This is a genomic window from Francisella sp. XLW-1 (assembly GCF_008711455.1).
Classification (GTDB): Bacteria; Pseudomonadota; Gammaproteobacteria; order Francisellales; family Francisellaceae; genus Francisella; species Francisella salimarina.
The window spans coordinates 277102-302111 of record NZ_VXKP01000002.1 but is presented as its reverse complement, the minus strand read 5'-3'; the positions used below and the strand labels follow the sequence as shown (position 1 = coordinate 302111).

Here is a 25010-nt window from a genome sequence, read left to right as displayed (position 1 = left end):
TTTATTTTCCTGTCAATTCAGCGATTGCTTTATTTGCCAACTCATCAGCTTTTTCATTACCTTGATTACCACTATGACCCTTTACCCAGCTCCAAGTTACATTGTGTTTAGTTGTCAAACTATCTAGCTCTTGCCAGAGATCTTTATTTTTGACTTCTTTTTTGGCTGCTGTCTTCCAACCATTAGCCTTCCAATTTGCTAACCATTGGTTAATACCATTTTGAAGATACTTAGAGTCTGTATAGATCGTTATATCGCATTTTCTTTTTAGTGCTTGTAGAGTTTTGATTGCTGCCATGAGCTCCATTCTATTATTCGTTGTATCTTTTTCGGCACCATAAATCTCTTTATCAACACCATTATAACTTAATATAGCTCCCCAACCGCCTATACCTGGATTACCTTTACATGCTCCATCTGTATAAGCAATTACATTACTTTTCTTTGTGAAAATTCCCATATACTTCCTTAGCACAACCACCACTGTATATTTTAGCTACTTCAGACTTTGTAGGTTCTTTTATTAGCTCTCCGACACTAAGTGGATCAACGGAGAAATAATTATCCTTTTTAAAAACCACTACAAAATATTTACTAAAAATTCTTTTGAACATATTTACTATAAAGTTACCAGTATAGTTTATTAATCTCACTCTCTTGCTAATAAAACCATTTGAGATAAATCTTGATAATAAACTATATAGACTAATATTGCCTGAACAAGCGACAATAACTTCGCCATCATCAGCTAAACAGAAATGAAGCTGATTGAATATTGCTTTCATTAAAGCAGGACAATTTATAAAACTCTCATCTAATATGATAAGATCAAAAAACTTATGCTCAAAGGGCCAAGCTTCTACATCAAATACACACCCTAGCGAAGGCTCATTTTTTAGATAGCCCGAACAAGCCACCAGCTTCAGAACATTTATCTTATAAAAATAGCTCTGCTCTTTAGGCGTGATAATAAGAGCCTTCTTATACCATCTTTGACTTAAATATCTGGTAATAATACGCTCTTTATTTGTCATCACGAACCTACTAAGTTTCTCATTCTATCAAAATAGTCAGGGCATGTTTTACTAACCGCCTCTGCATTATTTATCACAACACCATCATATTTCAATCCTAATAATGCTAACGACATAGCGATACGATGATCATTATGACTATCAACTTCAGCTGGCTTAAATTTGCTTCTTGTTGGTGATATTAAAATACTATCTTGAGTTGTCTCGACATAGATACCAAGTTTTGTAAGTCCTTCTGCCATAGCATCAACACGATCTGACTCCTGTCCTCTTGTATGACTAAGTCCTGAAATATGAGTATCAGAATTTGCAAAGCAGGCAATAGCAGCAAGTGTCATAAAGGTATCAGAAAAATTACGCATATTTACTTCTATACCACTCAAACTATCTGTACCTACAACTTCTATACCATCATCAAAGTAATTAACTTGACAACCTATTCTCTCTAGTACTTCTAAAAATTTAATATCGCCTTGTTTAGATTTTTGCGTTACATTCATGACCTTAATAGCTGAGCCTGTAATAGCAGCAAATGCCCAAAAATATGATGCAGTCGAAACATCAGGCTCAACAACATATTTATCCGGGGAAACATAGTTAGAGTTATTTACACTATAAACACTTCCATCAATATTTACATTTATACCAAACTCAGCCATTACTTTAGCAGTCATCTCTAAATATGGTTGCTTATGATCTGTGATAGAGTCTAGTTGCAGGCCCTTTGTCATATATGGAGCTGCCATAAGCAGACCTGATGCAAACTGAGAACTCTTAGCACCATCTACTTCGATATTATCCCCATCTAAAGACTTCGCTTTGATAGTAAGAGGCATAGCATGCTCTTTTTGATGATAGAGTGCTGATATACCTAGCTTTTCAAGAGGTATTAATTGATCAGCTAAAGGTCTATCCATCATTCTTTGCTTTGCATATACATAGTATTGGCCAGTAGCTTGCACTGCTAACATAGGGATTATAAATCTTGTCAAAGTACCTGACTCATTACAAAATATTTTTACATTTGAGTTGGCAAATTTTCCACTACATCCTTGGATCACCAAAGTTTTAGATTCTTGGTTATGTTCTAGTTGACAGCCTAACTCTTTTAACGCTCCAACACATGCCAGTACATCAGCACTATTAGGTAGATTTACAAACGCTGTTTGACCTTGTGCCATAGCTGCAATTATCAAAGATCTATTCGATATACTCTTTGAACCATCTAAATAAACTGAGGATTTTATTTTTGATTTTACCTTGGGTATAAAATCTTTCATCTAATAAGTAAATAAAACTATATTGTTGGTAATATTAACATAAGTAACACTATTTTTTTGAATAATTAACCATCAATAAAGTTAAAAATTAGGACCTGTTTTTGATAGCTTTTTTAAGCTTAGTAAGTGCCTCTTCCTCAATCTGACGCACTCTTTCTGCCGAAATATTATACTTAGCTGCTAGATCTTGTAGAGTCGCTTTTGTATCAAGTAGATAACGCGACATAATAATATCTTTAGTACGCGTATCAAAACCGCTTAATACATCTTTAACAATCATCTTAAAGTTATCATAATAATCTTGTTGCACTATTTGATGTTCTATATCTGAAGATTTATCTTCTAAATACAAGCTTTGTTGATTAGACTGCCCGCCTTCGTCATCAGTATATGGTAAATCAAGACTTGCATCACCTTGACACATTCTCTTTTCCATTTCTATAACTGTTTCTTCTTTGACACCTAATTCTTCTGCTAACTGCTTAATATCTTCTGAACTTAACCAGCCAATCTTATCTTTACTACTTCTAAGATTAAAAAATAGTTTACGCTGAGCTTTTGTAGTAGCAACTTTAACAATCTTCCAGTTTTTAAGAACATAGTCATGCATTTCTGCTTTAATCCAATGCACTGCAAATGATACTAATCTGACACCTTGATCAGGATCAAACTTACTCACAGCTTTCATTAGACCAATGTTACCCTCTTGGATAAGGTCTGCTATCGAAAGGCCATAACCTGAAAAATTACGCGCGATTTTAGTAACAAAACGCAAGTGTGACAAGACAAGCTGCTGAGCAGCATCTAAGTCTTTTTGATATTTATAGCGTTTGGCGAGCTCTTGCTCTTCCTCAAGAGACAGTATTGGTAATTTATTAACAAAATTTAGATAAGGGCTAAGGTTATTATCAGATACAACTGGTAATGATTTGCCTTTTGTAGCTGGTAATAATTTTTTTTTCGTCATATTGCTCCTATAGCAGACTATAAGTTACTATCTACGGTAGTAAGCTTGCTTCAGCTGATTAATTTGCATTTGCTGTTGCTCTATAATTCTGACGAACTCTTGTTGTTGCTGCGTCATCATTGCATACAATTGAGCAATTTTTTGATCTTGAATTACCATATACTCTTCCAATCTTTTCACTGCATTTTTCTTGTGCATGATTTTAGCTGCTTTTTGTTTAGCTTGCTTTAATTGTTCTAAACTAACCCAACCAGTACCACCATTTTCCTTATTAACAACTTCGCACCAGCTATTTTGCTTACAGTAGAAAATATTATATTTATCTTGGTTTTTTAGGTCAATTTGTCCAGTTATGTCAGAAGAAGTATCATCTTTTGTATAGATATCTACAAGTTTACTTGACTGCTGTGAAACTTCACTAACTTTAGGAGTTTGTGCAGGTTCACTCTTTGACATTGCAAAGCCTGAAGTGAATCCTAAAGATATAGCTAATGAAGCCAATATTATTTTTCTCATTTATTAATCCTTTTTAAATTTATCCCTTAGAATTATACACCATTTAGCTATATAACTAACATTAATAAATATTAAAGTATTGGCATATCTTCTTTTGATACTTGCTTAGGAAGCAGCGATTCTCTATTTAAGCCCAGTGCTACAGCCACAACACCTGCAACATATATAGATGAGTATGTTCCAACTACAATACCCAAAATTAAAGCCAATGAGAAGTTATGCACAGAGCTACCACCGAATAGATAAAGCACAACTACAACTAGCATCGTTAACCCTGATGTTAAAATTGTTCTAGATAATGTATCATTAATACTTTTATTAACTACTTCAACTACATTAGCGTTACGCATTTTTCTAAAGTTCTCACGCACTCTATCGTAAATTACAACTGTATCATTTAGTGAGTAACCTATCACTGCTAATATAGCTGCTAATACAGTCAAATCAAACTCAAGTTGAAATGCTGCAAATATACCTAAAATTACTATAGGGTCATGGAGTAAGGCAACACATGCACTAATACCAAATTTCATCTCAAATCTAGCGCTTATATAGATCAAAATACATACTAAAGCTATTATAATTGCTAATACACCATTACTAGCAAGCTCTTTACCTACTTGTGGACCTATATAATTCACACTCAAAACTTTAGCATCAAGAGAGCTCTCAGCCTGTTGTTTAAGATACTGCTGGGCACTATCTAGACTATTAGTTTTTGAATTAACTTCATCTGGTGTAAATTTAATAAGATAGTTATTATTTTCGCCAAAAGTTGTAACTGTAGTATGTTCAAAACCAACTTTAGCCAATTTTTCAGAGATTATTGCTAAGTTTTGTAAACTAGTCGCTTGAATCTGTACCTGATAGCCACCTGTAAAATCTAGCCCTAGATTAAGACCTTTTGTAAATATAAAAAATAATGAAACAACAATCATTAAAACAGAGAAAGCTGTCGTATATTTTTTTATTCCTAAGAAGTCTATATTTGTTTTTTGTTTGAAAAATTCCATTATAAATCCAACCTAAAATTATATACCTATAGAAATTTTTTCTAATTTCTTTCTCTTACCATACACAAAATTTGTCATTGCTCTAGAGACAGTTACAGATGTAAACATAGATGTTACAATACCTATCATTAGAGTTATAGCAAAACCTTTGACTGCTCCGCTACCTATGAAGAATAAAATAACAGCAACAATCAAAGTTGTAATATTTGAATCTACAATAGTTGTAAATGCTTTCTCATAACCAATATGAATCGCGCTTTGACGTGGCATACCTGCTCTAATTTCTTCTCTGATTCTCTCAAATATAAGCACGTTACCATCAATCGACATACCCAAGTTCAGTACAATACCTGCTATACCAGGTAATGTAAGTGTAGCACCTGGTATGATTGACATCACAGCAACAATTAACACCAAATTCATTACAAGAGCTATATTAGCTATAACACCAAAGACTCTATAATAAACTAAGATAAAGACTATAACTGCAATCAGAGCTACCACAATAGATAGCATACCTTTTTCGATATTATCTTTACCGAGACTTGGACCAATTTGTGTTTCCTGTACGATATGCACTGGCACTTGTAGTGCACCTGATTTAATCATCAACGCAAGATTATTTGCTTCTTTTTGATTTAATCCTGTAATTTGGAACTGAGATCCTAGTGCTGACTGAATTGTAGCAACGTTGATTAGCTTTTCAGTTTTGTTTACTACATTTTTCTCTTTACCATCTTTATCTTTGACTTTTTCATAAGTTGTATTAACAAGCATCACACCCATTGGGTTACCAATATTTTTACCTGTTATTTGTCTAAAGTGGCTTGCTGCACTTCTATCTAACTCAACCATAACAATCGGAGTACCCGTCTGATGGTCGATAGAAGGACTTGCGCCGATAATATCAGCACCACCAGCTACAGGTGCGCCTCTTAAACTATAATAGCTTTGATAACCTCTGCCATTATCTAAAGAATAAACCTTATAACCCTGCTCTTCTGCAGCTAACCTATCTGTAACAGGACTAACTAAATAAAAACTAGCTGTGGATGTACCACCTAGAATTTGCTTAGCCTGAGTCGCATCTTGCATACCTGGTATTTCAATCACCACACGATTATCACCAGCCTGAGCTACAGATGCTTCTGCAACACCTAAAGCATTAATACGATTACGCATAACCGTCACAACTTGTGATATAGCATCCTGTCTAAGCTGTAAAATTTTTGCACTGTTATAAGATATAAATACCGTATTATCTTTTACACTATAAACTATATTAGGGTCTTGGGTCTTTCTAAATTCAGTATTCAAATATTGTTTTAGCTGATCAACACCTACTGAGTTTTCTAGAGTAACAGAAACAAAACCGTTATCTATATAATCTTGCGGAGCTTTTACTATTGATTTCTCTTCGGCTTTTTTAGAGCTGACAATATTTATATTATTATCTTTCGCTGCACTAAGAATTGTACTTAAAGAATTATCTAACTGAGCACTAATCGCAGTATTTGTATCAGCTTCTAACATCAGATACATACCACCACGTAAATCCAATCCTAAGTTCATAGGGTTAGCACCTAGCGCAGATAACCAACTTGGAGAGTTTGAAAGCATATTCATAGCTATAATATACTCATCTCCCAGACTTTCTTTGAGAGCCTTTTTAGCTTTTAGCTGCTCTTCGACATCTTTGAAGATAATAGCAACATTACTCTTATCATCTGAAAGGTTAACTCTTTGGTAAACAATTTTGTCAGTACTGAGAGTATCTTCAATATTTTTGACAAGCTGTGTACTTACATCACCATCTTTCTGAGAAATCTGTAAAGCTGGGCTTTTACCAAACACATTCGGTAAAGCATAAAAAAGTGCCAATGCTAATACAACAACTATCAAAAGATTCTTCCATAAAGGAAATTGATTTATAGGTAGACTTCTGTTATTACTCATTGAAAATTCCTTTACATCAAAAGAAAAAAATTAAAAGACTTTATAGAAATTTAGCTTATTAAGCTTTTGTAGCACCTTTAGGTAAAATATTAGCTACTGCGTTTCTCTGAATTTTAACAACAACATTTTCAGCAATTTCCAATTCTACAAAAGACTCATCAATCTTGGCAATTTTCCCTATCATACCACCATTTGTGACAACTTCATCACCTTTTGAAAGCTCAGATAACATTTTGCGTAGTTCTTTATTTTTTTTCTGCTGTGGTCTAATTAATAAGAACCAGAATATTGCAAAAAACACTACAAGCATTAAGATTGAGCTTAATGGGCTACCAGCTGCTTGTTCAGCACCTTCTGCAAATGAAGTTGATGTAAGTAATACGATTGCAGATAATGATAATAGTAACTTTCTCATTTTTTCTCCCGAAAATTTTTAATTTTTAAACGTAGGAATTTTACATTAGTAGCAGTACTTAATCAATTAAAGACTAATAATAAGATTAGAATAAGTGTTTTATTAAAAAACAGGATATTCTAATTTGTGGCTTTTATACAATATTATAATTACTAAATTTTTTAAATGCTGTTGCTAATGAAGCTTTCGCCCAATTAAGTGGAGTAATCGGAGATGGTAAATAATATCTCTGCTCATCAAAAATAACTATATTTATACTTTCAGGTAATAGCTCTGCATTAACTGGCTGACCATCTGCTGTTATATAATCACTAGCTGTCATTTGAGCTAGAGCTCTTTTTAAATGCCATGCAATTTTGTTAAAATATTTATCCTTATCAAATTTTTGTGAATACTTATCATACAAATTCATCATTGCCAAAGCCAACATACTATCAAAAAACCATTGCGCTTCAGAATCTTCAGATCTCCCCTTAGCTCTTTTTGCAAATTCTTCTACACTTGAGGCATCATCTGTTAAGCTTTCTTTTGATGTACTATCATCTTCGAACCAAAAATTACCAGATTGATAACTATCGCCTTTGTAACGTATCACTCCATAATCACGCACAAGATCTTCTACTAGAGCTAAAGTTTTTTGATATTCAGCAAATTCTAAATCATCACTAAAGTATGGTGTAAAAATATGCAACATCGCAGCATCACTTTCACGATAACAAATATCATCCGCATGATAAAGTGGTGATTCACCACCTCTACCTATTTGAGTTTTAACTTTATTTATACCTAAATTACTTAACTGTTGTAAATCTACTGATAACTTAAGGTTTTTATTATTTAAAGTACTTTTCCATTGCCTAGCAGCATTCGCCACCAAAGAAATACTACTTGTATTTACCCTATCAATTTCTTCCCATGCACCTGCATCAGCATATTCATAATATTTTATTGCCTTTAGGAAGCCAAAAAACCTCTCTAAAAACGCTAACAATTCTGAATCATTTACATTAAATATCTGTTTTTGATAAGCATCATTTAGAGCTAACAAAAAAAGGCCATGAGCATCCATCTGCTTATGGTTCCATATTTGTGGTTTACCATTTATCATCACATCATCATAGCAATCACTAGAGCTATCAAAACGGATATGAGGAACAGCCATTTTATCTGCTGCCAACTTTGGATTTGCTATAATATCTCTAAAGCGTTCTTGTTGTGCCGGCGAATTATAATATCCATAAAGCTTGTTAATTAGAGTTTTAGCATCATTTTCTTTAAATTCACTAAAGTAATAATAGACCCAAATTGCATCACGCACCCAGACAGCATCATAGTTTGTAGCATCATCGTTTGTATCTCTTTCCGCTGCTTTAGGAAAACCTGTCTTAGTTAAACCTATATCAAAAGCTTTATGATATTTATTTAGTATGATTTTTGCTTGGGCAGATGTAAGTTTATTTTCAAGGATAGGCTTCAAATCCTCATTCATATAGTTAATACTACCACCCTCTGGTATCTCTATATTTTTGTATACACACTTTGAACTTTGAATAAATTTTTTTATCTGATTAGTATTAGACATAACACTCTCACTATTTCACGACTTTTAAATTGTGTACAATCACTACCAAAGTAACCAATACTAAAAGCATAACAGGCCCTACTAACATTGCAGGCTCACGCCCTAATAGATTACCAAGCATACCTGATAAAGACGTCCCTAAAGGAATACCTATTGCACCGACAGTTACTAAAAATGATGTTGCCCCACTTGATACATGTGGAAGTTTATCCATTGCATAACCTAAAACAGATGGATATATACATGAATCACTAAGCCCTAGTACAGCCATTAAAATTAGTACTAGCACAAATGATTTTGTATATATGAAAATAAATATTGCAAAAGCAAACACCAACCCTGACACCACAAGATAACGCTCAATCCTTACTCTAGGTAACAAGAATTTACCAAAAAAGATCCTACCCAAAAGCTGAGAGCCTGTATAAACAGCCACTAGCAGACCTACATCTTTCATATTAAAGCCCAAATCAAAATGTAAATGCGGTTGATTATAGTAGTTCATTATCTGCTCTGTATAAACTATACAAAATAGTGCTATAGCCATCAAAACAATAGGCTTAGACAAAAATATAAATCTAGGCTGTGGTGCATTTTCTGCTTTAGTAATTACGCCCTGTTCAATTTTCTCATTAATTCGAAGAGACAATAAAAATAATATAAATATGATAAATAAAACCATAACAACCATAAATACTGCCTGCCAACTAGTATAAAAAAGAATATTCCCAACTATAAAAGCACTAGATAAAAAGCCAAGACTAAAAAATACATTTAAAAGACTAAGTTTACCTTCAGATTCACCTTGTTTCTCTACAGTTCCCATCACAATATAGTTGCATGACACTAACACATAACCAACAGCCATATTGCATATAAAAGTCATTGCCGTATAAACATAAATATCTGGAGCAAATATCGATAAAATTGACCCTATAATCATAAATAACGCAGCAACTATTAAAGTATTTTTGCCTTTAAATTTTTTGATAAGGATGCTTCCAGTCGCCATTGCTAAAATCTGCCCCCATAAACCGAAACCATCAAAAAATATAATAGTATTAGAATCAATATTAAAGTGCTGTGAAATCGGTACTGTCAACATGCCATAAATAGCACACTGAAAACCAGTAAACAAAAATGCCACAAACGTAAGAAGTATAGCCTTTTTACGGTCAATATCTTTATCAAACAAACTCTTCTTAGTATCCAGAGATATATCTATAGATGCCATAACAAACCCTATGCCAAATAAAATAATAGTTACTACTCGATACTATATAGTTAAATGAGAGCAACAGAAAGATATTTATGTAGCTGAATAGCTTTTATTTTAGATATCTTTTGAAAACATCGGTGGCGACTACTATCTATAATAATCAACTTTTCGATTTGTTGAGTACTCAGACATTCTAGAACCCCGATGATAAACATTTACTTTCTCAACATTTTGCTTATCAAAGTAAGTCTGAAGGTATAGCAGATCCCTAGTGTCATTAAATGAGTAGCAAAAGCAAAATAAAAAAATCAAAATTGCTACTCTAACAAAAACAAATATTAATTTAATCATATCATTCAACCCTATATTTCGATACAGTGTATTATATCACGATACAAAAATAAGAAACGATATTAATCACCAAACTACTCATCTTATGACTCTGTAAACGCAAAAATAAAAAACTCTATGCCTAAAGCGTATACTTTATAAAGAACCTAAGAATCTTAGTGCTTCTAGTTTAAACCTTACCGAATGAACCAATGCAAGTTACCAACCAGAAGAAGAATATAAAAAATAAAAAATACCTAGATAAATTTAAAAAGAATTTTCAACTGGTTTTTGAAAGATTGTTTATTGAAGTGTAACCCAGTAGCGCTGTAGAAACTAACACATATTAAGGTTTAGAGTGAACTTTATTCAAAGCAGAGTTCCTGATAAATTGATAAAGCAACTATCTATAATCATCAACCTTAAGATTTGTTGAATATCTAGACATTCTAGAACCTTGATGAAAAGTATTAACTTTCTCAACATTTTGGTGATTATAGTAAGCCTGAAGATACAGCAAATTCTCAGTATCATTGAATGAATAAGAAAAGCTGAATAACGAAATCGAGACTAATATCCCAATAAGAACGGAGGTTATTTTATTCATATTATTTACTCTCTATATGCAATACAGTGTATTATATCATGGTACAGCAAAAAAGGGAGTAAGTTTAATTACCAAAACACTCTCCCTTTAACAAATTATCTACACATGTAATTTTAGCAATTTTATTCAGATTTGACAAACTCGCTTCATGCGATTCTTGGCTGCTAGCATTACAAGCATCTGCCACTACTGTAACACTATAATCGCGATCATGTAATTCTCTAACTGTAGACTCAATCACATAACTAGTCGATACTCCACAAATAATAATATTTTGAATACTATTTGCTCTTAAAACAACTTCTAAATTAGTTCCATAAAGTGCACTCACACGATGCTTTGTTATTATAACATCATGCTCTTGGACATCCATATCTGGATGAAAATCTGTTGCCCAAGTATCTAACTGCAAAACACCATATTCAGGAGCTTGTTTAAACATAGGAGAAACTTTTGAACACTCCTGATAATCTTTACTAAAACCAACCTTAACATGAGCAATCATAATATTATTTTCTCTTGCCCATGCAATTAATTGGTTTGCCTTTTCCATAGTTTTATCATCTTTAACTCTCTTAGCGTTATGAGCTCCAAAAACGCCTTTCTCATCAACTATCTCATTTATAAAGTCTGCAACAATCACGATTTTATTTTTCATTTCTTTTCCTCTTATTATTTTCTTATTAAAGACAATATGCTCGAAACACACACCATCAAAATTCCTATCATCTCCATATAACCTATAGAACTATCATAAAACACCACATCTAATACCGCAGCAACTATTACTGAAAAATACATAGCTGGGGCTATTAGTGAAGGATCTGTAGTATGCTTAAAAGCTTTTACTCTAAAAATCTGCGAACTAATGCCAAATATAATTATAGCTACTGATACCCAAATGACTACAGGCTTCATTGATACTGGATTCAAACTAGATATAACAGATATATTAAACGGCAGCAATAATAATAAAAATATTCCTATAAATGTATATATCCAAAGATTTATAATGAATACATCTTCTTTTTTGCTTGCATTGTATAAAACAACTTGAGATGCTGCATTTAAAACTCCCGCAAAAAGAGCACAAAGACTATATGTATTAACATTACCTTCTCCAACACCTAATATAAGATAAATTCCCAAAAAACTAATAATAATACAAGCAAGATTAAAGTAGCTAACACTCTGCTTATAAAACAAAAACCTAATAATCGGGATGAATAAAGGACTAGTATTAAATAGTAAAATTGTAATCAATAATGAGCTATTACTTAAACTTATAAAGAAAAATAATTGTGCAAATAGACTAAACACCACCCTAATAAATATTGAATACCAAGCGAAAGGAGCAACCCTTGAAAAGGAAGAAATACTTACAACCCACCACATAAGTATGCCTCCACCAACAAATGAGACTAACATGGTTAAGTAGATCCCATCCATTTGTATCAGATACTTGCGTGCAAATGAGCCAAAAGCTATAAGAGCTGCAGAAGTCATCATAAACCATAAACTTATAAAGTTATTAATTCGGTTCATTTTTCTTTACTCCATGAATTTAAGATATAAGAATAATATAACTCTTGCACCAATCTGTAAAACGCTTTATTCTTACATCACAAGTAAGTTTTTCTTACATAATATGATTAAAAAAAATGACCTCCCTCCTTTAAATTCATTACCAGTTTTTATAGCAGTAATGAAAACACAAAGTTATACTAAAGCTGCAGAACAGCTATTTATGACTCACTCTGCTGTGAGCCAATCTATAAAAAAATTAGAAAACTACCTTAATAAAAAACTATTTATCACGGATAAACGAAATCTAGTCATTACTGACTTGGCCAGAGAGTACTACACAATAATAGACCCTCTAGTATCAGAAATTCACAATGCAACAGAGGTACTAAAAAAACAACGTACTAAAAAATTATCTATAAACTGTATGACTACACTTTGTGCAAATTGGCTAATACCAAAACTCGATGATTTAATAAATTCACTAGTAAATACAGAAATACAGCTCATTAGTCTAGGCAGAAGAGTAAATTTTGATTATGATGATATAGATATCAGCATAGAGTATGGTATCGACAGTGATTTTAGCAATAAAAACAAATTCAAACTAGCAGATGGTGAGTTAATACTAGTTTGTAATAATAAGCACTCTGGTAGAAGCCTCTCAGAAATAATATTAGAACAAAAGTTAATCTATGTTGATGATAAAATTCGCATTGATGATTATCAACTCTGGGCACAACACAACAACATCTCAAAAAAGCCTAACAAAAACATAATCTTCAAAAATTCTCTTCAAGCAATTCAAGCTTGCTTTTCAGGTATTGGTTTCTTTGTTACAGATAGACTTCTAATTCAAGAACACATCAAAAATGGATTTCTTTATGTACCACCTCAACAAGACTACATGACAGGAAAATCATATTATCTTTTAGCAAAAGATTCAGAGACAGATAGTTTTAGTATTATCAAAAAATTATTATCTTCATATTTTTGATTATACTTTCAATCTCATACTTAGAAGACCATATTTAATGTTTAGCCTTTATAGCTCTCTAGAAACTCTTTTCTAAACTCTTCAAACCTACCCTCTTCTAGAGCTTGGCGAATATTTTTCATTAGGTTTTGGTAATAAGTTAAATTGTGGATTGTATTTAATCTTGAACCTAATATCTCTTGAGTTTTATCTAGGTGATGTAAATAACTACGACTAAAATTTTGACAAGTATAACAATCACAGTTTGGATCTAATGGAGACACATCATCCTTGTGTTTAGCATTTCTAATTCTAACAACACCTTCTGATGTAAACATATGACCATTGCGAGCGTTTCGTGACGGCATTACACAGTCAAACATATCAACACCACGATAAACAGCCTCTACTAAATCCTTTGGCGTACCAACACCCATCAAGTATCTCGGCTTATCTTCTGGCATTTGATGAGCAGTATGATCGAGTATTCTAATCATATCTTCTTTAGGCTCACCCACAGATAATCCACCTATTGCAAAACCATCGAAATCTATTTCTTTTAAAGCTTTTAGAGACTCATCACGTAAATGCTCATACATTCCACCCTGAATAATTCCAAATAATGCAGATGGATTATCACCATGAGCATCTTTTGATCTTTTTGCCCAACGCATAGATAGTTCCATAGAATCTTTTGCTTCTTTTTCAGTAGCTGGATATGGTGTGCACTCATCAAAACACATTACAATATCAGAGCCAAGATCTCTTTGGACTTGCATTGATATCTCAGGAGATAAAAAAACTTTTGAACCGTTAATTGGTGATTTAAATGTAACGCCTTCTTCTGTAAGCTTACGCATTTTACCCAAACTAAAGACTTGAAACCCCCCAGAGTCTGTAAGAATGGGTTTGTCCCAACCGTTGAAGTCATGTAAAGTACCATGTTTTTTGATAATTTCAGTACCTGGACGTAACCATAGATGAAACGTATTACCTAAGATAATATCAGCACCCATTTCTTTTAACTCAACTGGAGATAGTGATTTAACGGCTCCATAAGTCCCTACTGGCATAAATGCAGGAGTCTGAATATCTCCTCTTGGGAAACTTATTTTCCCTCTTCTAGCTTTACCTTCTTTTTTAATCAAGTCGAACTTCATTACAGTCATAAAATTTAACCTTTTGAAACAGATATTAATGAATAAGTTTTTTTAAGCTACTAATCCTATAACAAACTTATAAAAATAGCTAGCGAAGATATTGCCTAGATAGTATTATCTCTTATAATAACTCAAATAGTTTTAAAATCATCAAGGAAAACAATGAACTTTTTAAATTTTAGCATACTAGTGTTTGCTTATCTTTTGGGATCAATTAATAGTGCAATTATTGTCTGTTATATATTTAGATTACCATCTCCGAGAAGCGTTGGTTCTGGTAACCCAGGAACTACAAATGTTCTAAGAATAGGTGGTAAAGTACCAGCGGTAATAACTCTTGCTTTTGATATACTAAAAGGTTTAGTGCCTGTAGTTTTAGCTAAAGTATTAACTGGGAATGAATTTATAACTGCTTGTACTGCACTATATGCAATCCTTGGTCATATATTCCCTCTTTTCTTTGGCTTCAAAGGCGGCAAAGGTGTTGCAACTTTAATAGGTACACTATTTGGATTTAGCTGGATTTTGGGTTTAATATTTGTCATTACGTGGTTATGTGTTGCCGTGATTACTCGTTATTCATCTTTATCAGCATTAGTAGCTACTGTTATAGCAAGTTTTTCAGTAATATTTACATCTGATTTACAGGTGGCAACACCATTTTTGATAATAGCGATAATAATACTTGTTAAACACAGAGGAAATATTCAAAGATTAGTCAGTGGTCAAGAAAGTAAAATCGGCGATAAAGCAAAGGCAAAAAATGATTCAAATTAAAAATTTAAAAAAAGAATACAGATCAAATAATACTAGCAACCTTGTGCTTGACAATATAAACCTTGATATTAAACAAGGTGAGATATTTGGTATAATAGGTCATAGTGGTGCCGGTAAAAGCTCTCTTTTAAGGTGCTTAAATCTTCTAGAACAACCTACTGATGGTTCAATATTCATTGCTGATGAAAATATTACAAAGAAGAATCCAAAACAGCTTAGAGAATTTCGCAAAAAAGTTTCGATGATATTTCAGCATTTTAACTTGCTATCATCTCGCAATGTTTTTGAAAATATTGCCCTTCCACTTGAGATTCAAGGAATACCAAAGGCCGAAATAAAAAAAAGAGTTTTTGAGCTTTTAGAGCTGGTAGAGCTTCCAAATAAAGCAAATGCATATCCTCAAGAGCTTAGTGGAGGTCAAAAACAAAAAGTTGCCATTGCTCGAGCTTTAGCTTTAGATCCTTTAGTATTATTATCAGATGAAGCGACATCCGCACTAGATCCAACATCTACAAAACAAATTTTAGCACTTCTTAAAAGATTAAATAAAGAACTTGGCTTAACAATAGTTTTGATTACACATGAAATGGATGTTGTCAGAAAAATCTGTGATCGTGTAGCAATTATTGACAAAGGTCGTATTGCAGAAATGGGCAAAACATTAGACATATTCCTAGATCCTCAAGCCCCTGTAACAAAATCTTTTGTTGAGACAAGCATACACACAAAAGTTCCAGACTTCATAGCTAAAAGACTTTATGACAATCCTTATAGCTATGATGATACATACCCCGTAGTACAACTAACATTCTATGGAGATAAAGGTAAGATGCCTATCATTGCTGAGATTTCTCGTCAATTTAATGCTACAGCGAGTATCATTCAAGCAAATATAGAAACAATCCAAGAACAAATAGTTGGAATTGCCATTTGTCATATCACAGGTGAGCGTCAAGACTGGGAAAATGCATTAAGATTTCTTTCAAACCAAGATGTTAATTTAAAGGTGCTAGGTTATGCAACAGCAGACAATATTTAGTTTACATGAGCTTAGCCTAATAGCTCAATCAACATGGGAAACTATTTTTATGGTTTTCATAGCTACTTTAGTGGCTGTTATAGGTGGTATATTATTAGGCATATTACTGTATATAACACAAGATAGTAAAAATGTTGCTGTTAAAGGATTTAACAAAACATTCAGTATTATTATAAATATAACTAGAAGTATCCCATATATCATATTGCTAATACTTCTATATCCTCTGACAAGACTTATAGTTGGCACAACAATAGGGACTACCGCTTCAATAGTACCTCTGGCTATTGCTGCTCTGCCATTTTATGCTCGACTAACTGAATCAGCCTTGCGTGAAGTTGATAACGGGCTTATTGAAGCAGCCAAATCAATGGGAGCAACTAAAAGGCAGATTATTTTTAAAGTATTACTTCCTGAATCAAAAAATTTGTTGATTGATGCTGCTACTTTAACATGTATTTCACTAATCGGTTTCTCAGCTATGGCTGGTATCGTTGGTGGTGGTGGCCTAGGTGATTTGACCTATTTCAAAGGTTATAATTACGGTAATTACACTTTACTACTTGGTGGTGTAATTATGTTAGTTATACTTGTCCAAATCACCCAATCATTCGGCAACTATCTAGTTACAGCCAAGAAATTGACTTCACTTTGGATTATTACTGCCATTCTATTGGCTGCAAGTGCTACACAGCTGTATGTGAATGCTGCAGCTACTACCAATACAAATGAAATAACTGTAGGATATATTACCAGTCCTCCTCAAGATAAAATCATGCAGCTAAGTAAAAAAATAGCTAAAGAAAAATATAATCTTGACGTAAATCTAGTAACATTTGGTGATTACAATATTCCTAATAGAGCACTTAATGATGGTGAATTGCAAGCAAACGTCTTCCAACACATTCCATTCTTAGAAAATCAAATCAAACAGTTTGGTTATAAACTTACTTATATTGGTAAGACTTTCTTATACCCAATGGGAATGTTTTCTAAAAAGTATAAAAATATCCAAGATATTCCAAATGGCGCTACAGTAGCAATCCCTAATGACCCTACTAATCAAGGTAGAGCATTAATGATTCTACAAGATGCTGGATTGATCAAACTTAAAGATGGTATAACTTGGAAAGCCACTACAGACAGTATAGCTAGTAATCCCAAAAATCTAAAAATCATAGCTTTACAAGCAGATCAAATCCCTAATAATTTAGGCGATGTAGATATTGGTATTGTAAATAATGACTATATACCTAAGGCAGGTCTAAGCCTAAAAGATGCTCTTTTTGTAGAACCTAAAGATTCTCCTTTTGCAAATGTTATTGCTGTTAAAGAATCGCAAAAAGATAATCCTAAACTTAAAGAGTATGTACAAGCATTTAATACAGATGAAGTTAAACAATTAGCTGAAAAACTTTATCCGAATGGTGCTGCTATACCAGCTTGGTAATTATTTCTTTCATTTATTAATTTATAATCATAATTTTATATGTTTTAATGTATTCAAAGATAAAACTTACTATTCTAAAAATTGACAAGTATAAATAAACAAATTGGTAGTATCTTCTTGATTATAGGTACCTCTTTGGGCGGAGGTATTCTTGCTATTCCTATGATTCTTTCAAGCTTTGGTGTTGTTATTGGTTGCATCATAATGTTTTTGATGTGGCTTTTAATGACATATTCAACATTAGCTGTTGCAGAAGCCTGCCTGCATTTTGAAAGTGGTATTAGTTATCTAGGGCTTGCTCATAAACTCTTTAAGAAACCAGGAGTCATTCTGGTTTATATATGTGCTTTTGGAATACTTTACGGAATGCTTGCAGCATATATCTCTGCAATAGGCTCATCTTTTGAAAGCCTACTAGATATAAACTATATTATTATAGAGATTGGCTTTGTTATACTTTTTGGTGGATTTATATTAAAAGGCACAGGACCTGCTGAATGGCTTAATAGAATTTTTCTTACCGTAAAGCTTATTATCATATTATTTACAATACTTTTACTTTTCAAAACCATAAGTATCTCTAAGCTAGATAGCTATAGTTTTGGCACTCTAAAAGAGGTTATAGTTACTTTACCTATACTTGCCACAACATTCTCAGCTCACATAATTGTTCCTAGCGTTGTCAACTATGTAGGACCACACCCAAAAGATATTAGAAGAATTATTATAGTTGCATCTCTAATAATACTAGTAATATATGTATGCTGGATAGTATCAATATTTGGCAATATAGCTATTTATGGTGATAAAAATAGTTTTGCTGAAGTCCTAAAATCTCTTAGCTCGGAAGATAGTGTTACTCAGCTTATTTATATTCTTAAAGCTAATATTCAGTCTTCTGAAGTTATAACTTTAATTTATACCTTTATTACAATTTCTGTAACAACTGCTTTTATAACTCTATCATTAGCATTAAAAGATCTAATACTTGATAGATTTAAAATGAACAACCTATCAACACTAAGCAAAAACATTCTTCTAAGCTTTCTGCTTTTCATGTTACCGATATTTCTGAACTATTATTTTAAAAAGCTTTTCTTAATTGCTCTTTCTGTTGTAGGTCTATTTTCTCTAATTATGCTTGTTTCATGTCCACTAAATATGGTTAGAATACTTCGTAACCGTAATTTTGAAATAATTTACAAATCAATGAAAAATAGCAAGCTTAACAACTTTGCTCTAACTATTGCAATTATTATTATCATATTCCAAGTCATTGATTATATTCTTTAAATATTCTCTTTAAGCAAAGAAAAAGATAAAATATAAATAGTTATTTAATCACAAAACTACAAGGTATAGATATGCAACACACATCAGGTTTTTTAGATTTAGTAAACGATGCAAAAAGTAGAATACAAGAATGTACAGTTGATGATATCAACAAAATGAATGAAACAGAAACTCTTGATGGTTTACTTATTGATACACGTGAAGAGTCAGAATTTGCAAATGGATACATTCCTAATGCGATTCATATTAGTAAAGGAATTATCGAAAGTGCTATTGAGTCAGCAGTTCCTAACAAAAGTCAAAAGATGTATTTTTATTGTGGTGGTGGCTTCAGATCTGCTATCGTAGCTGATAAACTGCGTGAAATGGGTTATAAAAATGTAATTTCTGTTGATGGTGGTTGGAGAGCATGGAATGCTAAAGGCTATCCTACTAAATCACCTAATCAAGCTAGACCGCATGAGTTTTTAAAGCTTGTCAATAATGCTAAATCTGATATCAAAGAATGCTCTGTAACTGATTTATACGATAAGATAAACTCTAATGAACTAGATGGTGTCATTTTTGATGTTAGAGAAGATTCTGAATTCAATAGATTCCATATCCAAGGTGCTACCCATCTTAGCAAGGGGCAAATAGAAGTCAAAATTGAGAGTCTAATTCCAAATAAAAATCAAAAAATATATTTATACTGCGGTAGTGGCTTTAGATCGGCATTAGCAGCTAAAAGCTTAAAAAGTATGGGCTATACGGATATTATATCTGTAGAAGGTGGAATCAATGCATGGTTAAATAATAACTTCCCTGTAACACAAGACTAGGAACTATATAATGTCATTTAGAATTGGTCACGGTTTTGATGTGCACAAATTCACATCTTCAAAAAAAAATATCATTATTGGTGGAATTGAGATTCCATATGAAATGGGATTAGAAGCTCACTCTGATGGCGATGTATTAATCCATGCTCTTTGTGATGCTATCTTAGGTGCACTAGGTCTTGGAGATATAGGTAAACACTTCCCTGATACCGATATGGAGTATAAAAATACTGATAGTAAATTTTTCTTATCTGAAATAAAAAAAATGCTTGATGATAAGGAGTACGAAATCAGTAATATTGATTGTACCATAATTGCACAAGCACCTAAGATGCTTCCTCATATCGAAAAAATGAAAGCTTGTTTGGCAAATGTGCTTGAAGTTCAAACTAATCAAATAAATATTAAGGCAACAACCACAGAACGGTTAGGATTTATAGGTAGGAAAGAAGGCATTGCCACACACGTTGTATGCCTACTAAATAGATAACTGACTACTTCTGAGCTAGGTTCTCAAGATAGTTTGCGACCTCCTCTAGCTCAGCCTGACAACAGAAAATGCCAATATCATCATCTTCAAGCTTGTCTAAGATATACTTCACACCTGTTAGCTCACCATGTGAAATATAAGTCTTTGAGATATCAAACCCTTTGCTCTCTAGATCACCTCGGATTAATGTCGGTAGCTCAAGAGGCTCAGCTCCTCTAAGATACTTCTCTGTTTCTTTAATGACCACAAAATCAATACCATGCTTAATTATAATGTCATTTATCCCAGGTATCAGATACTTCCTATCCCCAGTAGTACCAATCATCAAGTATTTCTTGCCACCTTTATCATAAGCTTTCATCATACTTAATAACGCGTCCATACCAGCTTCATTATGAGCATAATCAAGAACCACAACCTTATTATCAAACTCAAAGATATTAGCACGGCCTCTATTAACTTTAGGATCATTCTTATAGCTTCTAAGAGCTTTTTCGATATTATCAAAACTAATTCCAAGCTTAAAAGATAAAGCTATAGCAATCATAGCATTTTCGATATTATGCTTGGCAAAACCTTTAACTGTCAATGGAGCATCAACAACTGGTAGTATTTCCTGTTTAGAATCACTACTTATCCAAATAAAGCTACCATTTTCAACAATACAAGCATAATCAGACTTTGATAAATAATAGTCCATATCGTGTTGCTCTGGATTTTGCGTCACGATAATTTTTGCACAAGTTAACTTATCAAAGCGCTCTTTCATATACGAATTATCTAAGTTGATAATAGCATGAGAGCCTTTGCCCATCGTACGGAACACAATCGATTTTGCTTCTGCTAACTCTGCAACAGTCTCTATTCCATCTTCACCTAAATGATCAGCAGAGACATTCGTAACAGCTGCTGCATCAACATAAGTTTCTATTAAACCTCTTTTTAAAAGTCCTCCTCGAGCAGACTCTAGCAGAGCTACTTCGACTTTCTTATTTGTAAGAACAAATTGATGTCCTGTTGGACCTGAGTAATCGCCCTCATCTATCAACTCATCATTTACCTTTACCCAATCAGTAGATGTATACCCTGTAAGTTTACCTGCTGTACGACAGATATAATCAGTAAGTCTGACCGTTGTAGTCTTACCATTTGTACCTGTTACAATAACAGCCGGTATATCATAAACTTTTGACCAGTCAACATCTTCAATTTTATCGTTGTCTAAATCAAACTCATAACAACCAGTACCAGAACCAACATAAGCTTTATTCTTATCTCTAAAAGCATTAAAACCTTTGGATTTAGCTAATTCATAAAGCTTTCTATAAGTTAAGTTTTTGTCTTCATTTATAAAAGGCATTAGCTCATCTTGTGCTTCTTGAAGTGATTTGAAACTGCCTGTTTCAAAACCTTCTCTCACAGAAAGCCAAATAAAGTCAATAACATCACACGCTGGCATTGTAATATCGACAGGGGCAATCATTGCATAACGAACACCATTATTAAAAAACTTATGAGTAAGTTTTATATCTTGCCAACCTAATACAGGAAGAATCCTATTAGCCTCTTGATAAAAAAGTTCTGTCAATTTATCGCGGTGCTCTATAAGTGGCACATCCAGAACCGTTCCAGTCTCTTTAAAAAACAAGTTAGGTCCAACAAGTCTACGTGAATAACCTTCAGGAATCATATAAAGGCTCCCTTAAAATAGTAATAAACAATTAGTCGTTATCTTCTTCATCAAAAATAACTCTAACACCACTCTCATCAGCTATAACACCTGCTTTTATAACTTCAGAAATTTCTTCTGATAGACTAGGATCCTGAGCAATAATAGAAGCAGAAAACATTTCTTTCTTTTCTTCTTTTTGCTCTTTATTGTCGTCAGCATCTTCTTTGTTAAAGTAAATAATCTGCTTCCATGTTCTTTTTAATTTATCTGCAAAAATAACTACCAGATCACCATCCTGAGCCATTGCCAGAGCATGATCCACAGCTTCTTGCTCACTCTCGATAGTTTCTATCCTATCGGCAGTCACACCAGCCTCTATTAAACCTTCTTTAAGCATTCTTGGAACTTCATCAGGAGCTCGACCTCTTAGAGTATCATCACGCTTACAAATAAAGTGATCGTAATATGGTGCAGCAGTTTTAGCTATTTCGTAGATATCTTCATCTCTTCTATCACCTGGTGATGCTAAAACACATATTTTCTTACCGGCAAACTCCATATTATCAACCATCTGGCTCACAAGCTTTATTGCTGCCGGATTATGTCCATAATCCATCAGTACTTTAAATGGATGCTCCTCAAACCAGTTCATACGACCTGGCGCTTGGTAGAATGATGTTACAAATGTTCTCAATCCATCTCTAATATCATCTAAACTCATACCCATACTGTAAGATATAGCTATTGCAAACATAGAGTTTTGAACATTATGGATAGCTTTACCTTCCATTGTAGCTGGAATCAAATGAGTCCATAAAACTGGTATATGAACATGATTATCAAAAATTGTAATTATATCTCCATTAACACCCTTTTCAATAATACAAGCTTTACCGCCAGCACGTATATGTTGTTTAACTAAAGCATGCTCTGGATTCATAGTTACATATAGTATATATTTTGCTGTTACTTTAGCTGACATTTTAAGTACATTAGGATCATCAGCATTTAGAACTGCGACATCCTTTGCTGCTTGAGGAACTATACTCTTAACTTTAGCCAAGTCTTCTAACGTATTAACTCCTTTAAGACCTAGGTGATCAGAGGATATATTTAAACAAGCTCCAACATTACAGTAATCATAGCCCATACCACTTCTTAGTAACCCGCCTCTAGCAGTTTCAAGGATTGCCATTTCTACAGAAGGATCTTTCAAAACCATTTGAGCTGAAGCTGGACCTGTAGTATCACCTGCTACAGTTAGTTTTCCGTTGATATAAACACCATCTGTGGTTGTAAGTCCTACTATTTTCCCAGCATTTTTCCACATATGAGCAACCATACGTGATGTTGTAGTTTTACCATTTGTACCAGTAATAGCAGCAATTGGAATCCTAGCATTACCATGTTCTTTAGGAATCAGCATATCTATTACTGCACCTGCAACATCTCTAGATTTACCCTCACTAGGAGCCACATGCATTCTAAACCCTGGAGCAGCATTACATTCACAAATAGCACCACCAATATCGTGATAAGATTGTGATATATCATCTATCAAGAAATCAACACCACCAACATCAAGACCTATAGCTTTTATAGCTCTTTCCGCCATATCTTTGTTGTCAGGGTGTACAATATCAGTGACATCAATAGCTGTACCACCAGTTGAAAGGTTGGCTGTAGATCTTAAATAGAAAACTTCTCCATCCTTAAGAATAGTATTTTCATCATACCCAGCAGCTCCCAATAAAGTCTTAGCTTGATAGTCCAACTCTAATTTTGTTAGAACTTTCTCATGTCCAACACCTCTACGTGGATCTTCATTTACAATATCAACTAGCTCTTTAATATTATGTTTACCATCTCCTATCACATGACCAGGAACCCTTTTAGCAACAGCTACAAGCTTACCATCAACTACCAACATTCTATGATCGAAACCAGTAGCAAACTGCTCCACTAAAACATATCTAGATACTTTATTTGCCTCAACAAAGGCATCTTTAATTTCTTGCATAGTTTTTAAGTTAATAGATATTCCACGACCATGATTACCATCCAGAGGCTTAACAACTAATGGGAAGCCTAAGATTTTTGCAGCTCTTAAAGCTCCCTCTTCAGTAGTTACCATCCTTTGCTTAGGCATAGGAAGCCCCAAACCTTGTAGAATAGTATTCGTCTGATTTTTATCACAAGATAAGTCAACAGCAATACTAGTAGTTTTACCTGTAATTGTTGCTCGAATTCTTTGTTGGTATTTACCATAACCAAATTGAACTAATGAATGGTCATTTAATCTAAGATACGGAATATCTCTTTTTTTAGCAGCTTCAATTAATGATGCTGTACTTGGTCCAAATTCTTTGCTTTGTGCAAATTTTATAAACCTTACTTTTTCATATTCAAAATCAAAATCTTCATTCTTATGAGCCACTTGCTTTTTAAGATCCTCTGGCAATAAAGATATCAATAAATCTCTAGCCAACTCCATAGCTCTTAGACCAACATCTTTTTGCTTATATTCATAGACCAAATTATAACAACCAAGCTCACCTGTCGATCTAGTACGACCATATGTTACATTACTACCAGCTATATCTTGAAGCTCTAGTATTACATGCTCCCAAATATGACCCATCCAAGTGCCTTCATCCTCTCTCATTCTACGGATAAAACCACCCTTTTCTCTATATGAACAACCATGCTCTTCTAATCCTGGTAAACTATCCACAAGTCGATCTACAAAATCCTGACCAATCTTTGCAGATGGCCATTCTTCAAGCACTCCCAAATCAATTTCATGTTTAATAACAGGAAAGTTTGCATAGATGTTAGGTCCGACATAAACATTAGTAGATAGTATTTTCATTAAAGACTCCTTAGATA

Annotated in this window: 24 protein-coding genes; 7 read left to right on the top strand and 17 right to left on the bottom strand. The window is 33.3% G+C overall.

Annotation, left to right across the window (positions count from 1 at the left end):
• Position 1: 1 nt before the first annotated feature.
• The 14 genes from rnhA to F3D59_RS03885 form a co-directional block, all read right to left on the bottom strand.
• Positions 2-460: a ribonuclease HI gene (gene rnhA / locus F3D59_RS03950; protein WP_191092427.1), complete on the bottom strand. Its 459-nt coding sequence runs from the start codon at positions 458-460 to the stop codon at positions 2-4.
• Positions 435-1034 (bottom strand): hypothetical protein, encoded by a 600-nt coding sequence (locus tag F3D59_RS03945; RefSeq protein ID WP_013923349.1) that lies wholly within the window; start codon positions 1032-1034, stop codon positions 435-437. The genes rnhA and F3D59_RS03945 overlap by 26 nt, the downstream gene beginning before the upstream one ends.
• Positions 1034-2314, bottom strand: coding sequence for a 3-phosphoshikimate 1-carboxyvinyltransferase (gene aroA / locus F3D59_RS03940; RefSeq protein WP_150463882.1), 1281 nt, complete (start codon positions 2312-2314; stop codon positions 1034-1036). The genes F3D59_RS03945 and aroA overlap by 1 nt, the downstream gene beginning before the upstream one ends.
• A gap of 88 nt (positions 2315-2402) precedes the next feature.
• Complete coding sequence (gene rpoH, locus F3D59_RS03935) at positions 2403-3281, bottom strand: RNA polymerase sigma factor RpoH (protein WP_150463881.1); 879 nt, start codon at positions 3279-3281, stop codon at positions 2403-2405.
• 27 nt (positions 3282-3308) lie between these two features.
• Complete coding sequence (locus tag F3D59_RS03930) at positions 3309-3797, bottom strand: SH3 domain-containing protein (protein ID WP_150463880.1); 489 nt, start codon at positions 3795-3797, stop codon at positions 3309-3311.
• A 71-nt stretch (positions 3798-3868) separates the two neighbouring features.
• Positions 3869-4810, bottom strand: a complete 942-nt coding sequence (gene secF, locus F3D59_RS03925) for a protein translocase subunit SecF (protein WP_150463879.1) — start codon at positions 4808-4810, stop codon at positions 3869-3871.
• A gap of 18 nt (positions 4811-4828) precedes the next feature.
• On the bottom strand, positions 4829-6766 hold the full coding sequence (gene secD, locus F3D59_RS03920) for a protein translocase subunit SecD (protein WP_150463878.1): 1938 nt from the start codon (positions 6764-6766) through the stop codon (positions 4829-4831).
• A gap of 58 nt (positions 6767-6824) precedes the next feature.
• A complete protein-coding gene (gene yajC, locus F3D59_RS03915) occupies positions 6825-7181 on the bottom strand; it encodes a preprotein translocase subunit YajC (RefSeq protein WP_150463877.1) in 357 nt (118 codons plus the stop codon).
• 133 nt (positions 7182-7314) lie between these two features.
• Entirely contained in the window at positions 7315-8763 is a 1449-nt protein-coding gene (locus tag F3D59_RS03910; RefSeq protein ID WP_150463876.1) for a hypothetical protein, read from the bottom strand.
• A gap of 10 nt (positions 8764-8773) precedes the next feature.
• Positions 8774-9997 (bottom strand): MFS transporter, encoded by a 1224-nt coding sequence (locus F3D59_RS03905; protein ID WP_150463875.1) that lies wholly within the window; start codon positions 9995-9997, stop codon positions 8774-8776.
• A gap of 132 nt (positions 9998-10129) precedes the next feature.
• Entirely contained in the window at positions 10130-10333 is a 204-nt protein-coding gene (locus F3D59_RS03900; protein ID WP_150463874.1) for a hypothetical protein, read from the bottom strand.
• Between the two features lie 382 nt (positions 10334-10715).
• Positions 10716-10919 (bottom strand): hypothetical protein, encoded by a 204-nt coding sequence (locus F3D59_RS03895; protein WP_083817032.1) that lies wholly within the window; start codon positions 10917-10919, stop codon positions 10716-10718.
• A 64-nt stretch (positions 10920-10983) separates the two neighbouring features.
• Complete coding sequence (locus F3D59_RS03890; protein WP_150463873.1) at positions 10984-11577, bottom strand: cysteine hydrolase family protein; 594 nt, start codon at positions 11575-11577, stop codon at positions 10984-10986.
• Between the two features lie 14 nt (positions 11578-11591).
• A complete protein-coding gene (locus F3D59_RS03885) occupies positions 11592-12464 on the bottom strand; it encodes a DMT family transporter (RefSeq protein ID WP_150463872.1) in 873 nt (290 codons plus the stop codon).
• Between the two features lie 103 nt (positions 12465-12567).
• Between F3D59_RS03885 and F3D59_RS03880 the strand changes: the two genes are divergently transcribed.
• A complete protein-coding gene (locus F3D59_RS03880) occupies positions 12568-13440 on the top strand; it encodes a LysR family transcriptional regulator (RefSeq protein ID WP_150463871.1) in 873 nt (290 codons plus the stop codon).
• 41 nt (positions 13441-13481) lie between these two features.
• Here F3D59_RS03880 and tgt read toward each other — a convergent pair whose 3' ends face one another.
• Complete coding sequence (tgt, locus tag F3D59_RS03875; RefSeq protein WP_146421185.1) at positions 13482-14588, bottom strand: tRNA guanosine(34) transglycosylase Tgt; 1107 nt, start codon at positions 14586-14588, stop codon at positions 13482-13484.
• A gap of 153 nt (positions 14589-14741) precedes the next feature.
• Here tgt and plsY point away from each other — a divergent pair, with 153 nt between their 5' ends.
• The 6 genes from plsY (at position 14742) to ispF (ending at position 20449) form a co-directional block, all read left to right on the top strand.
• Positions 14742-15356 (top strand): glycerol-3-phosphate 1-O-acyltransferase PlsY, encoded by a 615-nt coding sequence (gene plsY, locus F3D59_RS03870; RefSeq protein ID WP_149368084.1) that lies wholly within the window; start codon positions 14742-14744, stop codon positions 15354-15356.
• Positions 15343-16395: a methionine ABC transporter ATP-binding protein gene (locus F3D59_RS03865; RefSeq protein WP_146421184.1), complete on the top strand. Its 1053-nt coding sequence runs from the start codon at positions 15343-15345 to the stop codon at positions 16393-16395. The genes plsY and F3D59_RS03865 overlap by 14 nt, the downstream gene beginning before the upstream one ends.
• Positions 16373-17845, top strand: coding sequence for a MetQ/NlpA family ABC transporter substrate-binding protein (locus tag F3D59_RS03860; protein WP_150463870.1), 1473 nt, complete (start codon positions 16373-16375; stop codon positions 17843-17845). Before F3D59_RS03865 ends, F3D59_RS03860 begins: the two co-directional genes overlap by 23 nt.
• Positions 17846-17926: 81 nt before the next feature.
• A complete protein-coding gene (locus F3D59_RS03855; protein ID WP_150463869.1) occupies positions 17927-19138 on the top strand; it encodes an amino acid permease in 1212 nt (403 codons plus the stop codon).
• Positions 19139-19209: 71 nt separating this feature from the next.
• Positions 19210-19959, top strand: coding sequence for a rhodanese-like domain-containing protein (locus F3D59_RS03850; protein ID WP_150463868.1), 750 nt, complete (start codon positions 19210-19212; stop codon positions 19957-19959).
• A gap of 10 nt (positions 19960-19969) precedes the next feature.
• Positions 19970-20449 (top strand): 2-C-methyl-D-erythritol 2,4-cyclodiphosphate synthase, encoded by a 480-nt coding sequence (ispF, locus tag F3D59_RS03845; protein WP_150463867.1) that lies wholly within the window; start codon positions 19970-19972, stop codon positions 20447-20449.
• 4 nt (positions 20450-20453) lie between these two features.
• Here ispF and F3D59_RS03840 read toward each other — a convergent pair whose 3' ends face one another.
• Positions 20454-22139: a Mur ligase family protein gene (locus F3D59_RS03840; protein WP_150463866.1), complete on the bottom strand. Its 1686-nt coding sequence runs from the start codon at positions 22137-22139 to the stop codon at positions 20454-20456.
• Between the two features lie 31 nt (positions 22140-22170).
• Positions 22171-24993 (bottom strand): cyanophycin synthetase, encoded by a 2823-nt coding sequence (cphA, locus tag F3D59_RS03835; protein WP_150463865.1) that lies wholly within the window; start codon positions 24991-24993, stop codon positions 22171-22173.
• Positions 24994-25010: the final 17 nt, after the last annotated feature.

Coding starts and splice junctions, on each gene's coding strand:
- rpoH (WP_150463881.1), bottom strand. CDS start 3,281: ATGACGAAAAAAAAATTATTACCAGCTACAAAAGGCAAATCATTACCA.
- F3D59_RS03885 (WP_150463872.1), bottom strand. CDS start 12,464: ATGAACCGAATTAATAACTTTATAAGTTTATGGTTTATGATGACTTCT.
- plsY (WP_149368084.1), top strand. CDS start 14,742: ATGAACTTTTTAAATTTTAGCATACTAGTGTTTGCTTATCTTTTGGGA.
- F3D59_RS03880 (WP_150463871.1), top strand. CDS start 12,568: ATGATTAAAAAAAATGACCTCCCTCCTTTAAATTCATTACCAGTTTTT.
- F3D59_RS03860 (WP_150463870.1), top strand. CDS start 16,373: ATGCAACAGCAGACAATATTTAGTTTACATGAGCTTAGCCTAATAGCT.
- F3D59_RS03910 (WP_150463876.1), bottom strand. CDS start 8,763: ATGTCTAATACTAATCAGATAAAAAAATTTATTCAAAGTTCAAAGTGT.
- F3D59_RS03895 (WP_083817032.1), bottom strand. CDS start 10,919: ATGAATAAAATAACCTCCGTTCTTATTGGGATATTAGTCTCGATTTCG.
- cphA (WP_150463865.1), bottom strand. CDS start 24,993: ATGAAAATACTATCTACTAATGTTTATGTCGGACCTAACATCTATGCA.
- F3D59_RS03930 (WP_150463880.1), bottom strand. CDS start 3,797: ATGAGAAAAATAATATTGGCTTCATTAGCTATATCTTTAGGATTCACT.
- F3D59_RS03900 (WP_150463874.1), bottom strand. CDS start 10,333: ATGATTAAATTAATATTTGTTTTTGTTAGAGTAGCAATTTTGATTTTT.
- F3D59_RS03865 (WP_146421184.1), top strand. CDS start 15,343: ATGATTCAAATTAAAAATTTAAAAAAAGAATACAGATCAAATAATACT.
- F3D59_RS03840 (WP_150463866.1), bottom strand. CDS start 22,139: ATGATTCCTGAAGGTTATTCACGTAGACTTGTTGGACCTAACTTGTTT.
- secF (WP_150463879.1), bottom strand. CDS start 4,810: ATGGAATTTTTCAAACAAAAAACAAATATAGACTTCTTAGGAATAAAA.
- rnhA (WP_191092427.1), bottom strand. CDS start 460: ATGGGAATTTTCACAAAGAAAAGTAATGTAATTGCTTATACAGATGGA.
- F3D59_RS03945 (WP_013923349.1), bottom strand. CDS start 1,034: ATGACAAATAAAGAGCGTATTATTACCAGATATTTAAGTCAAAGATGG.
- secD (WP_150463878.1), bottom strand. CDS start 6,766: ATGAGTAATAACAGAAGTCTACCTATAAATCAATTTCCTTTATGGAAG.
- tgt (WP_146421185.1), bottom strand. CDS start 14,588: ATGACTGTAATGAAGTTCGACTTGATTAAAAAAGAAGGTAAAGCTAGA.
- F3D59_RS03905 (WP_150463875.1), bottom strand. CDS start 9,997: ATGGCATCTATAGATATATCTCTGGATACTAAGAAGAGTTTGTTTGAT.
- yajC (WP_150463877.1), bottom strand. CDS start 7,181: ATGAGAAAGTTACTATTATCATTATCTGCAATCGTATTACTTACATCA.
- F3D59_RS03850 (WP_150463868.1), top strand. CDS start 19,210: ATGCAACACACATCAGGTTTTTTAGATTTAGTAAACGATGCAAAAAGT.
- F3D59_RS03890 (WP_150463873.1), bottom strand. CDS start 11,577: ATGAAAAATAAAATCGTGATTGTTGCAGACTTTATAAATGAGATAGTT.
- ispF (WP_150463867.1), top strand. CDS start 19,970: ATGTCATTTAGAATTGGTCACGGTTTTGATGTGCACAAATTCACATCT.
- aroA (WP_150463882.1), bottom strand. CDS start 2,314: ATGAAAGATTTTATACCCAAGGTAAAATCAAAAATAAAATCCTCAGTT.